We start from the raw sequence: 13,854 nt of genomic DNA, 5'->3' as shown, positions 1-13,854 counted from the left end.
GAGTAAACAGACCAAAATCAGCGCAAGCGAAAAGAACATCAGAATGCTCGGTTTTCTTGGGCTTCACCGAAGCATTCTGGTATTAGGAGAATAACCTAACTGCATTTCGCAACTCAGTTAGGCAACGACGCCCCAAGCACAACAACAGACAGAATCAGAGCTTATCGTGCTCGGGCGCACCAATTACTTTTTCAGCAATTGGCTGACGTCTTTTGCTTCCCAGTGTGGGAAGTGTTTACGCACAAGTGCATTCAGCTCAACTTCAAACGCAGAGATGTCCGTCAAATCGCGCTCAACCACCGCGAGGCTTTCTTTGACCATGCCAGCACCGACCGTCACGTTCGTCAGACGATCGATAATGATGAAGCCGCCGGTATCAGCACAGTCTTGGTAATTGTCCAGCGCAACTGACTCATTGAGAGACCATTCACACAAGCCAATACCATTCAATGGCAGCTCTGCCGCACTATGAGTCGATAGGTTGTTGATATCATATTGGTGACGAATCGCTTCAACATGGCCCACAGTTTTCTTACCCGCGATTTTGATGTCGTAGTCACGGCCCGGTTGCAGAGGTTGCTCTGTCATCCATACCACATCGGCAAGCAAGTGGTTTGTGGTTTCCACTTGAGCATTGTCTAGGACAATCAAATCGCCACGGCTAATATCGATCTCATCGCTTAGCGTCAGAGTGACCGCTAACCCAGCACGAGCTTCCTCAATATCACCATCAAACGTAACAATGCGTGCAACAGTTGACGTTTTCCCCGATGGCAATGCTTTGATGGCATCACCGACTTTGATCGAACCTGAAGAAATCGTCCCCGCAAAACCACGGAAATCGAGGTTAGGACGGTTAACGTATTGCACTGGGAAGCGGAACTCACCCGCACCTTTTTCTTGATCCACATCGACCGTTTCAAGAAGTTCAAGCAATGACGGGCCTTTAAACCAGCTTAGGTTTTGCCCTTTATCCACCACATTGTCACCTTCAAGCGCCGAAATCGGGATGATTTGAATATCAATATCCCCGGTCAGGTTCTCAGAAAACTTAAGATACTCATCGCGGATTTCTTCAAAGCGCTCTTGCGAGTAATCCACTAAATCCATCTTGTTGATCGCCACAACAAAGTGTTTCAAACCCAGTAGGTTGGAAATAAAAGAGTGACGACGAGTTTGATCAAGAATGCCTTTACGTGCATCAACTAAGATCACCGCTAAGTCACACGTCGATGCGCCTGTTGCCATATTGCGCGTGTACTGCTCGTGCCCAGGAGTATCGGCGATGATGAACTTACGTTTCTGCGTCGAGAAATAGCGGTAAGCCACATCAATCGTGATCCCCTGCTCGCGCTCAGCTTGTAAGCCATCGACCAACAACGCAAGGTCAGGCTTTTCACCCGTGGTGCCCACACGTTGGCTGTCTGAGTGCACTGCCGCTAGCTGATCTTCATAAATTTGTTTTGAGTCATGGAGTAAGCGACCGATTAATGTACTTTTACCGTCATCCACCGAGCCACAAGTCAAGAATCTAAGTAACGACTTGTACTGGTGTTGTGTTAAATAGCCTTCGATACCAAGCTCGGCTAATTGAGCTTCAACTGCACTGTTCATTATCTTTCCTTAGATCCTTTAGAAGTAACCTTGACGTTTCTTAAGCTCCATCGATCCTGACTGATCGTGGTCGATCGCTCGGCCTTGGCGCTCACTCGACGTTGCCACCAGCATCTCTTCGATAATGCCGGTCAAAGTGTTCGCTTCAGACTCGATAGCCCCAGTTAATGGATAACAACCAAGAGTACGGAAACGCACACTCTTCTCTTCGATCACTTCACCCGGTTGAAGCTCCATACGATCATCATCAACCATGATTAGCATGCCGTCGCGTTCAACAACTGGACGTTTGTCAGCGAGATAAAGCGGTACGATCTCGATATTTTCTAAATAGATGTATTGCCAAATATCAAGCTCCGTCCAGTTCGAAAGTGGGAATACACGTATGCTCTCCCCTTTATTGACCTGACCGTTGTACGTCTTCCACAGCTCTGGACGTTGATTTTTAGGGTCCCAGGTATGGTTCTTGTCACGGAACGAATACACTCGTTCTTTTGCGCGTGATTTTTCTTCATCACGACGAGCGCCACCAAAAGCAGCATCGAAGCCATATTTGTTTAGCGCCTGCTTAAGACCTTGCGTTTTCATGATGTCCGTATGCTTTGACGAGCCATGAACAAACGGACTGCAGCCCATTGCTAGACCTTCTGGGTTCTTATGTACCAAAAGCTCAAAGCCGTATTTGGCAGCGGTGCGATCGCGAAACTCAATCATCTCGCGGAATTTCCAATCGGTATCGACATGCAAAAGTGGGAATGGAATTTTGCCCGGGTAAAACGCTTTACGCGCTAGGTGCAGCATCACTGATGAGTCTTTACCAATCGAATACATCATGACTGGGTTATCAAACTCAGCCGCAACTTCGCGGATAATATGGATACTCTCCGCTTCGAGTTGTTTAAGGTGAGTTAAACGTTGTTGGTCCATGTTTTGTATTTCCTTTTTAAGCTTGAAGGCGCATTACGTCTCTAATCTTTGGTCTGAAATTATATGGAGTTGGCAATAGCACTTTTGTTGAATTCAGTACTAGACAAAAACCAGTCTAACTTTTGAGACAGTCGCACTACCTCTCCGACAACAATCAAAGATGGCGATTGAGCTTCCTTCGATAAATCAGAGAGTTGGGAGAGCTCTCCCGTAAATACTTTTTGTTGAATCTGCGTACCACGCTCAATAATGGCAATCGGAGTCGACGCAGAACGACCATGCTTAATGAGTTGATTCTGAATATAGTGTGATTTCATCAGCCCCATGTAGATCACTAAAGTCTGATTCCCACGAGCCAACGTTGACCAATCCATCTCATCGCTTTCTTCTTTCAAGTGGCCGGTCACAAAGATGGCCGATTGCGCGTAATCGCGATGAGTCAGTGGAATCCCAGCATAGGCCGTTGCGCCAGCTGCCGCGGTAATGCCAGGGACGACCTGAAAACGGACGCCTGCATCAGCAAGCACTTCCAGCTCTTCACCGCCACGACCGAATACAAATGGGTCACCACCTTTAATGCGCACTACTTTGTAGCCCTGCTTGGCAAAGTCCACCAATAGCTGGTTCGTCTTCTCCTGCGGCACACTGTGATGCCCAGCTCGCTTCCCAACGCACACTAAAATCGTATCGCTAGGGATCAAGGCCATGATTTCTTCAGACACCAAGTAGTCGTACAAAACCACATCGGCTTGCTGCAAACAATTCAGTGCTTTCACTGTCAAAAGTTCAGGATCACCCGGCCCCGCCCCCACTAAGGCGACTTCACCAGGCTGTAGCGATTGCTTTGCAAAACGAGTAACACCAGCGACTGGGTTGTCAGAAACTAACCGAGGCTTTGGTTTAGGAAAAGAAGTGACTGAATCGTTCGTTGCCATGTGCTTGCTCATCGTCCATTGATATCGTTATGCAAGCATTATGGCGGGGCGTTTATATTACCTGAAATTCTAAAATTTCATTTTTTATTCAAAAATCTGCTAAGAAGTTTTTGTTTGGTCTCATTCAAAAAGCGTGAAAAAGTCGGCGGTTAATATGAATAAGGTTCAGTAAACTGATTTCTGTTCACAGTTTTCTGTATCTTTATCATTAAGTTGCACCAGCGTTTGATACATTACGCGGTACGATTCCCCCTTCCCATTGAATTGGAGCACCAAATGAAAGTGGCAGTTCACCCTATTTCCCTCGCAGTGTTAAGTAGCATGCTAACGCTTGCTGGCCCTGCGATGGCCGATACCATCAAGCTTCGTATCATCGAAACCACCGACATTCACACCAACGTGATGGATTACGATTACTACAAAGACCAACCATCACAGCAAATCGGTTTAAGTCGCGCTGCGACTATAGTGAAGCAGGTAAAGTCCGAGGCAGAAAACACTGTATTAGTAGATAACGGCGATTTAATTCAGGGCAGCCCAATGGGTGATTACATGGCGGCGAAAGGGATTAACGCTGGCGATGTGCACCCAGTCTACAAGGCGATGAACCAACTAGACTACGATGTGGGCAACATTGGCAATCATGAGTTCAACTATGGCTTAGGTTTTCTACAAAAGACGTTGGCGGGCGCTAACTTCCCTTACATCAACGCAAACGTATTTGATAAAAAAACCGGTGAGCATTACTTCAAGCCTTACCTGATCAAAACCCACACCTTTAAAGACACAAACGGCGAAGCGCATCAAATAAAAGTGGGTTATATCGGCTTTGTACCACCACAAATAATGGTGTGGGACAAGAAGAACTTAGAAGGCAAAGTCTTTGCTAAAGACATTAAGGAAACAGCAGAGAAACTGATTCCTCAAATGAAGAAAGAAGGCGCAGACGTGATTGTGGCGATTCCACACTCGGGCATTTCTACTGACCCATACAAGCTTGGCGCTGAAAACTCAGTTTACTACCTCACAGAAGTTGAAGGTATTGATGCGATTGCTTTTGGCCACTCTCACGCGGTCTTCCCAGGGAAAGACTTCGCAAACCTACCTGGTGTTGATACCGAGAAAGGGACCATCAATGGTGTGACGTCAGTGATGCCTGGTCGCTGGGGAAGTCATGTAGGTGTGATGGATTTGATGCTGAAAGAGAAAGACGGCAGATGGCAAGTCGTCGAAGGCCAAGCAGAAGCACGCCCTATCTTCGATAAAGTGAATAAGAAGTCATTAGCTAAAGCCGATGAAGATATTGTGAAAGCGTTAGAAGAAGATCACAAAGGCACTCGTGAATTTGTAAACCAACCAATCGGCAAAGCAAATGATGTCATGTACAGCTTCTTGGCATTAGTGCAGGACGACCCCACCATTCAAATCGTTAACCTTGCTCAGAAAGACTACGTAGAACGCTTTATTCAAGGCGACCCAGACCTTTCTGACATTCCAGTACTGAGTGCGGCAGCACCATTTAAAGCCGGCGGTCGTAAGAACGATCCGAATAACTTTACAGAAGTAGAGTCCGGTCAGCTCACCTTCCGTAATGCGGCCGATCTTTACTTATACCCAAACACCTTGGTTGCGATGAAAGTGAAAGGTAAAGAAGTTCGCGAATGGCTAGAGTGCAGTGCGGGTCAATTCAACCACATCGACATCAACTATCCTAAACCGCAATCTTTGATTGATTGGGATAATTTCCGTACTTACAACTTCGATGTTATTGATGGGGTTAACTACCAAATCGACGTTACCCAACCGCCGAAGTACGATGCGGATTGTAAAGTGATTAATCCAGATTCTCAGCGTATTGTGAATCTGACGTTTAATGGTAAGCCTGTCAATCCGAAGCAAGATTTCATCATCGCAACCAATAACTACCGTGCTTATAGCAATACTTTCCCTGGTACAGGCCCAGATTTCATTGCATTTGACGCACCAGATGAAAACCGCTCTGTCGTCGCCACTTATATTTCTCGCGTGAGTGAAGAAAAAGGAGAAGTGACACCAAGCGCTGACAACAACTGGTCTTTCGCACCGATTAAGTCCGATAACAAGCTAGATATTCGTTTCGAAACCTCCCCTAGCGATAAAGCGGCGCAGTTCATCAAAGAGAAAGGACAATACCCAATGAAACGCGTGTCAACAGACGACATTGGTTTCGCAATTTATCAAATCGATCTGAATAAATAAGGTTGATTTGACAACAACACTAAGCGGCTCTCATGAGCCGCTTTTTTGTTATCAATAAAACCCGTTAAAATAAAGAAAACCGTTTCTGAGTTATCACATGCACAGCGATCTTTTTTCAGACTTAGTCAATCATGGCTTCTTAGACACAGAAGCAAACCAACTTATCGAAAATGGTGAGTTACTCGAACTGCCTACGCGCCACATTCTTAACCACCAAGGAGAGTTTAGCTCGCACCTTTACTTCATTATTGAAGGGTTATGCCATGCAAGCTATCTCACTGAGCAGGGCAAAGAGTTCAGTAAAGAGTTTTATTGGGAGAAAGACTGGGTTATCGGCTTTGAGAGCATAATTAAGAACCAACCTTCGCCTTACTTATTGGAAACGCTGAGCGCTTGTCAGCTATTTTGCTTACCAATTGAAACGCTGCATCAATGGCGAGCAGAAAAACACGCCATTTACTTAAAGCTACTCGAAAACCAACTGGTTAATAAAGAGAACAAAGAACGCTTTATGCTGCTCTACTCCCCAGAGGAACGATATCAACTATTTTGCGCCCATTACCCAGACTTAAAGCTACGTATTACCGATAGCCAAATAGCTGCTTATCTTGGGATCACGCCTATCAGTTTGAGCCGAATTAAAGCTCGCTTAACTAAAGATCACACATCCAAATAAACTCGAAAAAGAAAAGGCTCTTCAAACGAAGAGCCTTTCTATGCTATTTAAGAAGCCGCGCCCGGAACTGACGCCCTTTCATCTTGCCATTACTAATGGTTTGTAGAGCCTTTTTGGCAGCTGACTTCTCGACCGCAACGTAGGCGCGCATCGGGAAAAGGTGAATCTTGCCAACTTGAGAGCCTGGGATACCATTTTTTCCAGTCAGACATCCTAAGATATCACCCGGTCGTACTTTCTGTTTCTTACCGCCATCAATGTTAATCGTCACCATCTTCGCTTGGTATGGCTGCTGATTTGATTTGGCAGGCAATGTTGCTGGTACCACGTCCATGTCCAGGTATTCTTCAATACGAGCTACACGCAAACCGTCTTTCTCTCCAAAGAAGCTGAACGCCAAACCTTTACTACCTGCACGGCCTGTACGACCGATACGGTGTACATGAACCTCAGGATCGCGCGATAGCTCAAAGTTAAAGACTGCATCAAGGTTATCTACGTCCAAACCACGCGCCGCGACGTCTGTTGCGACAAGGATAGAAACACTCTTGTTAGCAAACTGCACCAATGCTTGATCGCGTTCACGCTGTTCTAAGTCCCCATGGATATCGATAACGCTGAACCCTTTGCGATGCAACTCATCTGCGACACTTTGCACTTCTTTTTTGGTATTGCAAAAAACCACAGCGGACTCTGGTTGGTGAGTCAGTAGCAAGTTCGCCAACGCTTCATCACGCGCTTCCGAACCTTCAACTTTGTAGAAATGCTGAGCAATGCTTGAGGTATCATGAGTCGATTCCACCTTAATGACTTCAGGCGTCTGCATAATACGCTGCGCAATTTGCTCAATTTTCTCTGGGAAAGTAGCACTGAAAAGTAGAGTTTGACGCTGCTTTGGCGCTGCATCAATAATCGCATCTAATGCGTCTTGGAAACCCATGTCCAACATGCGATCAGCTTCATCTAGCACCAAGGTATTCAGCTCGCTCAGGTTAATTCGGCCTTTCTCAAGGTGATCCAAAATACGGCCAGGTGTGCCGACTAAGATATGCGCGCCATGCTCCAGAGAACCAATTTGTGGCCCCATTGGCATCCCACCGCAGAGAGTAAGCACTTTAATATTATGAATGCCACGACCTAAAGTACGAATTTCCTTCGCGACTTGATCCGCAAGCTCACGAGTTGGACACAATACTAATGACTGGACACGAAAGCGTTTGACGTTAAGGTTCGATAAAACACCCAAACCAAATGCAGCGGTTTTACCTGAGCCCGTTTTACCCTGCCCGATGACATCACGATGTTTTAGGATTGCAGGCAAACTCAAAGCTTGAATTGGCGTCATGTGGGTGTAGTTCAGGGAATCAAGTGTGGCGAGTAACGCTGGGTTTAGCCCGACTTGATCAAAAGTTTGTTTGCTCACGGGAATATCCTCAGGTGAGATGAAAAGAGGGCACATTATCACCAGATTTGGTGGGAAAACCAGTGATAATTAACCTTTGTTAATGAGTATGAGTACAAAACAAAGTAAAGTCAGTCACTCTACTCTCATGACGGATGACAACATGCTCACTTGGATTACTTTGCCCTTTGCTCAACTGACAACCACACAATTGTATACAATGATGAAATTACGTGTGGATGTATTCGTCGTTGAACAAACCTGCCCTTATCCTGAACTGGATGGCAAAGACACACTGGAAGGTGTTTATCATCTAATAGGTTACCACGGTGATGAACTGGTTGCTTGCGCACGATTGCTACCCGCTGGCACGACGTATGACAATGTGAGCATTGGTCGAGTCGTCACCAAACAAACTGCGCGTGGTGATGGTCTGGGACATAAGTTGCTGGAAGAGGCATTAACACAGTGTGAAATATTGTGGCCAGGACAGACGATTGATATAGGAGCTCAAGAGCATCTCATCCAGTTTTATGCGAGTCATGGATTCAAAGTTATTTCTGATAGCTACCTAGAGGATGGTATTCCTCATGTGGATATGCGAAAAGAAGCCGTAGCGATATAACGCGTTCATTGCTAGGTCAACTAATTCAAAGATAGATAAACTAAAAAGACGCGATACCTTCGCGTCTTTAGCTCATTTGAAGCATCTACTTATTGCGCCCAAAGGTCCCATCCGATAAGCGGAAAAACATGACGGACCGGCCGCTTTTCTCTAGTTGCAGCATATCCAACTCGCCTTCATCGCTAAGCTTAAAGCGAATCAATTGTCCTTGTTTAATTTGGCTCAGCGGCTTATCACTGCCTTCGATTTTTACTAGAGCGCTAAGATCCGCCATCGAGAGCTGATTACTTCTGAAAACCTGCGCCAACGTGTCGCCATTTTTAACCGTGTACTCTTTCCAGTCTTCGGATTTCGGCCCAGAATTCTGAGAGGTTCTTTGCTGGCTTAAACTCTGTGCGTTCAGCTGAATCGCTACGCGCTGATGATCGACCTCAGCTTGCTCAACTGATTGTTCTGTTTTATTCGGCAAAGGAATAACAAGGAGTACCAGAATCAATGGTACTAAAACCATCAAAGCTCGTTGATGGAATTTCGGTAGGCGCAGCCAAAACTGCTTAACAGGCTGTATACGCTCCAACCACTGCTCTTTGTTGAACGGCTGCTTCCAGTCGATAGCAGCGAATTTTTGTTTAACCAATTCGACATAGTCGACTTGCTGCTTTTTCTTTCTGCGACGATTCATTTTAATGAGTCCCTTAATACTTCTACTGCCAGTATAAAAATACCGACGCGGAGAGTATATGTTTTTCACTAAACTAAAATGGAATTTGGATTAAATTAGCAGAAATTTCACTTGGAGTAAGAGATAAGTCACACCCTGGCCGCCTCAATTAAGCATTCAGTAGCAATCATTTAAACCTAAGCTCGAAACTGATATCCTGTTGCCTTTATCACTCCTAACAAGAGCGACATTCATGTCTGAAATTAAATTTGAAACTGCAGAACAAAAAGCAAGCTACGGCATTGGTCTGCAAATGGGTCAGCAACTTGCCGGTTCTGGTCTTGAAGGTCTTAGCGTTGATGCTATCGCAGCGGGTATTGCAACAGCACTAACTGGTGACATGCCATCAATCGAAATTGATGAAATCAACAAAGCACTACAAGAACTTCACACTCGTGCAGAAACCGCTCGCCAAGAAGCAGCGAAAATTGCAGCAGCAGAAGGCGAAGCGTTCCTAAAAGACAACGCACTACGCCCTGAAGTTAACGTTCTAGACTCTGGCCTTCAGTACGAAATCATTTCTGAAGGTACTGGTGCAGTTCCAACAGCAGAAAGCTCAGTTCGCGTTCACTACCACGGTGAGCTAACTGACGGTACTGTATTCGATAGCTCTGTATCTCGCGGTCAACCAGCTGAGTTCCCTGTTACAGGCGTAATCAAAGGCTGGGTAGAAGCACTACAACTAATGCCTGTTGGTTCTAAGTGGAAACTATACGTACCACAAGACCTTGCGTACGGTGAGCGTGGCGCTGGTGCAGCTATCCCTCCATTCGCAGCACTAGTTTTCGAAGTAGAACTACTAGATATTCTTTAATTGAAACCATTTTCAATTATGATTTAATAAAACGGCGCATTAGCGCCGTTTTTTTGTCTAAACTGAATAGACTTTCTCACCTCTAAACCTTTCATTCTGATAGCCTTTAAAACAATAAAATCACGTTAAAAACGCTCAACCTTCGGAGGTACTATGCGTAAAACACTCCTGACTCTGGCACTCTTATCAATGAACATTGGTAGTGCACACGCATTCTTAGATTCCGTCACGCAAAAAAGTAAAGAAAGTGGCCTAATGGATATGGTAGGTAGTAGCCTGAACACTGAATCATCTCCATTGACAGACATGCTAACTAGCCAATTACCTGTATCTACAGAACAAGCGGCTGGAGGTAGTGGCGCACTACTCGCTTTGGCTCAAAGCCAGCTTTCACAAGAAAATAGCAGTGAATTACAGTCTTTGATTCCTGGGCTTTCAAACTTGCAAGGAGCACAAAGCTTACTAGGGAATATTGAGAATATTAGTGCAGTAAAAAGTGCATTCGATACGTTGGGTTTAGATCCCTCTATGATCAGTCAGTTTGCTCCAGTAATCTTGGATTACTTGAGCAAGCAAGGCGCTAGCGAGGGACTTCTAAGTTCGTTGGGCGGGTTGTGGAATACTAGTAAATAAGCGCAAGTGATAATCACTTTTTAAATTGCCAGTCTGCATGGAGTAAAATAAATGCAGGCTGGATATAAAGATTTACTGAATCGCAGATACAAAAAAGCCGAGCGTTAGCTCGGCTTTCTCGTTCTTACGAACTGATTACTCAGCAGCTTCTTCAGCAGCTGGGCGATCTACAAGCTCAATGTAAGCCATTGGAGCTTTATCACCAGCACGGAAGCCAGCTTTTAGGATACGAGTGTAACCGCCCTGACGAGCAGCAAAACGTGGACCTAGTTCGTTAAATAGTTTTGCAACTACTTCGTTGTCACGAGTACGTGCAAATGCTAGACGACGGTTAGCAACACTGTCAGTCTTAGCTAGTGTAATCAAAGGCTCAACTACGCGACGTAGCTCTTTTGCTTTTGGCAAAGTAGTCTTGATAACTTCATGACGTACTAGAGAGCTAGCCATGTTGCTGAACATCGCTTTGCGATGTGAGCTGTTGCGGTTGAGTTGACGACCACTCTTACGATGGCGCATGACCTAATCCTTCTAACTAGTATCGATTAATCTTCAGCGATTGATGCAGGTGGCCAGTTTTCTAGGCGCATGCCCAGAGACAGACCACGTGACGCAAGTACGTCTTTAATCTCAGTAAGAGATTTTTTACCAAGGTTAGGCGTTTTAAGTAGCTCAACCTCAGTACGTTGTACTAGATCACCGATGTAGTGAATCGCTTCTGCTTTCAGACAGTTAGCAGAGCGAACTGTTAGTTCAAGATCGTCTACAGGACGCAGTAGGATCGGATCGAATTCTGGCTTCTCTTCTTTCTCCTCAGGAACTCGTACATCACGAAGATCTACGAATGCATCCAATTGTTCAGCTAGGATTGTAGCTGCACGACGGATTGCTTCCTCAGGTTCTAGAGTACCGTTTGTTTCCATATCGATAACAAGCTTGTCTAGATCAGTGCGCTGTTCTACACGAGCTGCTTCTACAGCGTAGGCAATTTTGTCTACTGGGCTGTAAGTAGCATCTACTAGTAGGCGACCGATTGGACGCTCGTCTTCTTCGTTATGGATACGCGCAGAAGCTGGAACATAACCACGACCACGTTCTACTTTAATACGCATTGCGATTTCAGCGTTGTCATCCGTTAGGTGACAAATAACGTGTTCAGGGTTAGCGATCTCTACATCACCATCATGGGTGATGTCACCTGCAACCACAGGGCCCGAGCCTGATTTGTTCAAAGTAATGAACACTTCATCTTTGCCTTCAGCAACACGCACTGCCAAACCTTTAAGGTTTAGAAGGATTTCAAGAATATCTTCTTGTACACCTTCTTTAGTGCTGTACTCGTGAAGTACGCCTTCGATTTCTACTTCTGTCACTGCACAACCAGGCATAGAAGATAGAAGAATGCGGCGAAGTGCATTACCCAGAGTATGACCAAAGCCACGCTCTAATGGCTCAAGAGTTACTTTTGCGTGAGTCGAGCTGATTTGTTCGATGTCAACTAGACGTGGCTTAAGAAATTCTGTTACAGAACCCTGCATTGTGTCCTCTCTTTAGTTTAAACCTTACTTAGAGTAAAGCTCGACGATCAATTGTTCGTTGATGTCAGCTGATAGATCAGAACGCTCAGGCATACGCTTGAATGTACCTTCCATCTTGCCACCATCTACTTCAATCCAAGTTGGTTTTTCACGTTGTTCAGCAACTTCTAGAGCCGCTTTAATACGAGCTTGCTGTTTAGCTTTCTCGCGAATAGAAACAACGTCATTAGCCGCTACTTTGAAAGAAGGAACGTTTACAACTTTACCGTTTACTAGGATAGCTTTGTGGCTAACTAGCTGACGTGCTTCTGCGCGAGTTGCACCAAAGCCCATGCGGTAAACTACGTTATCAAGACGACCTTCAAGAAGCTGAAGTAGGTTTTCACCAGTGTTGCCTTTTAGGCGAGCAGCTTCTTTGTAGTAGTTACGGAATTGTTTTTCTAGAACGCCGTACATACGACGTACTTTTTGCTTCTCACGAAGCTGAACGCCATACTCAGATAGACGACCGCGACGAGCGCCGTGTACACCTGGTGCGTTATCAATTTTACACTTGGTATCGATCGCGCGAACACCAGACTTAAGGAATAAGTCAGTGCCTTCACGACGGCTAAGCTTCAGCTTAGGACCCAAATATCTTGCCATGATTCTTCTCCAATTGTCCTAGAAACGTTATACGCGACGTTTCTTAGGTGGACGACAACCGTTATGAGGGATTGGTGTAGCATCAACGATGTTTGTGATGCGGAAACCAGCGGCGTTTAGTGCACGAACAGTTGATTCGCGACCTGGACCAGGACCCTTAACCATAACTTCCAAGTTCTTTAGGCCGTATTCTTTAGCCATTTCAGCACAACGCTCAGCAGCAACCTGTGCAGCGAACGGAGTAGACTTACGAGAACCACGGAAACCAGAACCACCTGCAGTAGCCCATGCAAGAGCGTTACCTTGACGGTCAGTAATGGTTACGATTGTGTTATTGAAAGAAGCATGGATGTGCGCAACGCCATCTGCAACTTGCTTGCGTACGCGCTTACGAGCGCGAGTTGGTTGTTTAGCCATTGTACTCTACCTTCCCGATTATTTCTTGATCGGCTTACGCGGACCCTTACGGGTGCGAGCGTTGGTTTTAGTACGCTGTCCACGTAGTGGTAGACTGCGACGATGACGAAGACCACGGTAACAGCCAAGGTCCATAAGACGCTTGATGTTCATAGATACTTCACGACGTAGATCACCTTCTACAGTGTACTTAGCTACACCATCACGCAGTTGATCGATCTGCTCTTCAGTTAGTTCACTGATCTTAACATTTTCAGCAATACCCACTTCAGCTAGAATAGCTTGAGAGCGAGTTTTACCGATGCCGTAGATCGCTGTTAGAGCGATTACTGCATGTTTCTGATCAGGAATGTTAATGCCTGCTATACGGGCCATTATTCACTCCTAAGTGTTTCTATAAAAGAATTAGCCGCAGCAAAGCCCGTTATGGATACGCTGCGGAATACTACTTCTTTTGCACGCAAAAGGTAGGCCGAGGAATATACTCGACCCAACCTTCATTTTCAAGTAAAAATTTCTGCTAATTAGCCTTGGCGCTGTTTGTGCTTTGGCTCACTGCAAATCACGCGAACGACACCGTTACGCTTGATTACTTTACAGTTACGGCAGATTTTTTTAACGGAAGCACGAACTTTCATTGCTAAACTCCGTAAATGAAACTGAGTCTACCGC

Annotated in this window: 16 protein-coding genes; 5 read left to right on the top strand and 11 right to left on the bottom strand. The window is 45.5% G+C overall.

Annotated elements, in window-relative coordinates; genetic code table 11:
* Positions 1-183: 183 nt before the first annotated feature.
* The 3 genes from cysN to cobA are packed head-to-tail and all read right to left on the bottom strand — an operon-like array spanning position 184 to position 3,476.
* Positions 184-1,614, bottom strand: a complete 1,431-nt coding sequence (cysN, locus tag ACZ5ZC_RS09420) for a sulfate adenylyltransferase subunit CysN (RefSeq protein ID WP_046874053.1) — start codon at positions 1,612-1,614, stop codon at positions 184-186.
* Between the two features lie 18 nt (positions 1,615-1,632).
* A complete protein-coding gene (gene cysD / locus ACZ5ZC_RS09415) occupies positions 1,633-2,541 on the bottom strand; it encodes a sulfate adenylyltransferase subunit CysD (protein ID WP_005379592.1) in 909 nt (302 codons plus the stop codon).
* A 59-nt stretch (positions 2,542-2,600) separates the two neighbouring features.
* A complete protein-coding gene (gene cobA / locus ACZ5ZC_RS09410) occupies positions 2,601-3,476 on the bottom strand; it encodes a uroporphyrinogen-III C-methyltransferase (RefSeq protein WP_031780800.1) in 876 nt (291 codons plus the stop codon).
* A 276-nt stretch (positions 3,477-3,752) separates the two neighbouring features.
* Here cobA and cpdB point away from each other — a divergent pair, with 276 nt between their 5' ends.
* Positions 3,753-5,714: a 2',3'-cyclic-nucleotide 2'-phosphodiesterase gene (gene cpdB, locus ACZ5ZC_RS09405; protein WP_464931868.1), complete on the top strand. Its 1,962-nt coding sequence runs from the start codon at positions 3,753-3,755 to the stop codon at positions 5,712-5,714.
* Positions 5,715-5,811: 97 nt separating this feature from the next.
* The gene (locus tag ACZ5ZC_RS09400; protein ID WP_012841168.1) at positions 5,812-6,390 is read left to right on the top strand and encodes a Crp/Fnr family transcriptional regulator; all 579 of its coding nucleotides are present in this window, start codon (positions 5,812-5,814) and stop codon (positions 6,388-6,390) included.
* Between the two features lie 43 nt (positions 6,391-6,433).
* On the opposite strand, the gene dbpA is transcribed toward ACZ5ZC_RS09400, so the two are convergent.
* Positions 6,434-7,813: an ATP-dependent RNA helicase DbpA gene (dbpA, locus tag ACZ5ZC_RS09395; protein WP_047009023.1), complete on the bottom strand. Its 1,380-nt coding sequence runs from the start codon at positions 7,811-7,813 to the stop codon at positions 6,434-6,436.
* A gap of 142 nt (positions 7,814-7,955) precedes the next feature.
* Here dbpA and ACZ5ZC_RS09390 point away from each other — a divergent pair, with 142 nt between their 5' ends.
* Positions 7,956-8,417 (top strand): GNAT family N-acetyltransferase, encoded by a 462-nt coding sequence (locus ACZ5ZC_RS09390; RefSeq protein WP_048626712.1) that lies wholly within the window; start codon positions 7,956-7,958, stop codon positions 8,415-8,417.
* An 85-nt stretch (positions 8,418-8,502) separates the two neighbouring features.
* Here ACZ5ZC_RS09390 and ACZ5ZC_RS09385 read toward each other — a convergent pair whose 3' ends face one another.
* A complete protein-coding gene (locus ACZ5ZC_RS09385; protein WP_046874056.1) occupies positions 8,503-9,099 on the bottom strand; it encodes a LysM-like peptidoglycan-binding domain-containing protein in 597 nt (198 codons plus the stop codon).
* 232 nt (positions 9,100-9,331) lie between these two features.
* On the opposite strand from ACZ5ZC_RS09385, the gene ACZ5ZC_RS09380 reads away from it, so the two are divergent.
* Complete coding sequence (locus ACZ5ZC_RS09380; protein ID WP_005392370.1) at positions 9,332-9,952, top strand: FKBP-type peptidyl-prolyl cis-trans isomerase; 621 nt, start codon at positions 9,332-9,334, stop codon at positions 9,950-9,952.
* Between the two features lie 153 nt (positions 9,953-10,105).
* A complete protein-coding gene (locus ACZ5ZC_RS09375; RefSeq protein WP_053809478.1) occupies positions 10,106-10,585 on the top strand; it encodes a DUF2780 domain-containing protein in 480 nt (159 codons plus the stop codon).
* Between the two features lie 135 nt (positions 10,586-10,720).
* On the opposite strand, the gene rplQ is transcribed toward ACZ5ZC_RS09375, so the two are convergent.
* The 6 genes from rplQ to rpmJ all read right to left on the bottom strand — a co-directional run bounded on the left by rplQ (position 10,721) and on the right by rpmJ (position 13,820).
* On the bottom strand, positions 10,721-11,101 hold the full coding sequence (rplQ, locus tag ACZ5ZC_RS09370; protein ID WP_005383141.1) for a 50S ribosomal protein L17: 381 nt from the start codon (positions 11,099-11,101) through the stop codon (positions 10,721-10,723).
* Between the two features lie 26 nt (positions 11,102-11,127).
* The gene (locus ACZ5ZC_RS09365; RefSeq protein ID WP_005383143.1) at positions 11,128-12,120 is read right to left on the bottom strand and encodes a DNA-directed RNA polymerase subunit alpha; all 993 of its coding nucleotides are present in this window, start codon (positions 12,118-12,120) and stop codon (positions 11,128-11,130) included.
* 24 nt (positions 12,121-12,144) lie between these two features.
* Positions 12,145-12,765: a 30S ribosomal protein S4 gene (gene rpsD, locus ACZ5ZC_RS09360; RefSeq protein ID WP_005383146.1), complete on the bottom strand. Its 621-nt coding sequence runs from the start codon at positions 12,763-12,765 to the stop codon at positions 12,145-12,147.
* 27 nt (positions 12,766-12,792) lie between these two features.
* Positions 12,793-13,182, bottom strand: a complete 390-nt coding sequence (gene rpsK, locus ACZ5ZC_RS09355; RefSeq protein ID WP_001118870.1) for a 30S ribosomal protein S11 — start codon at positions 13,180-13,182, stop codon at positions 12,793-12,795.
* 18 nt (positions 13,183-13,200) lie between these two features.
* Positions 13,201-13,557: a 30S ribosomal protein S13 gene (gene rpsM / locus ACZ5ZC_RS09350; protein WP_005383154.1), complete on the bottom strand. Its 357-nt coding sequence runs from the start codon at positions 13,555-13,557 to the stop codon at positions 13,201-13,203.
* A gap of 149 nt (positions 13,558-13,706) precedes the next feature.
* Positions 13,707-13,820 (bottom strand): 50S ribosomal protein L36, encoded by a 114-nt coding sequence (gene rpmJ, locus ACZ5ZC_RS09345; protein WP_000868186.1) that lies wholly within the window; start codon positions 13,818-13,820, stop codon positions 13,707-13,709.
* Positions 13,821-13,854: the final 34 nt, after the last annotated feature.

This window comes from Vibrio sp. JCM 18905 (assembly GCF_055393305.1).
The sequence above is the reverse complement of the archived record's forward strand: the minus strand, read 5'-3'. Positions and strand labels throughout refer to the sequence as shown.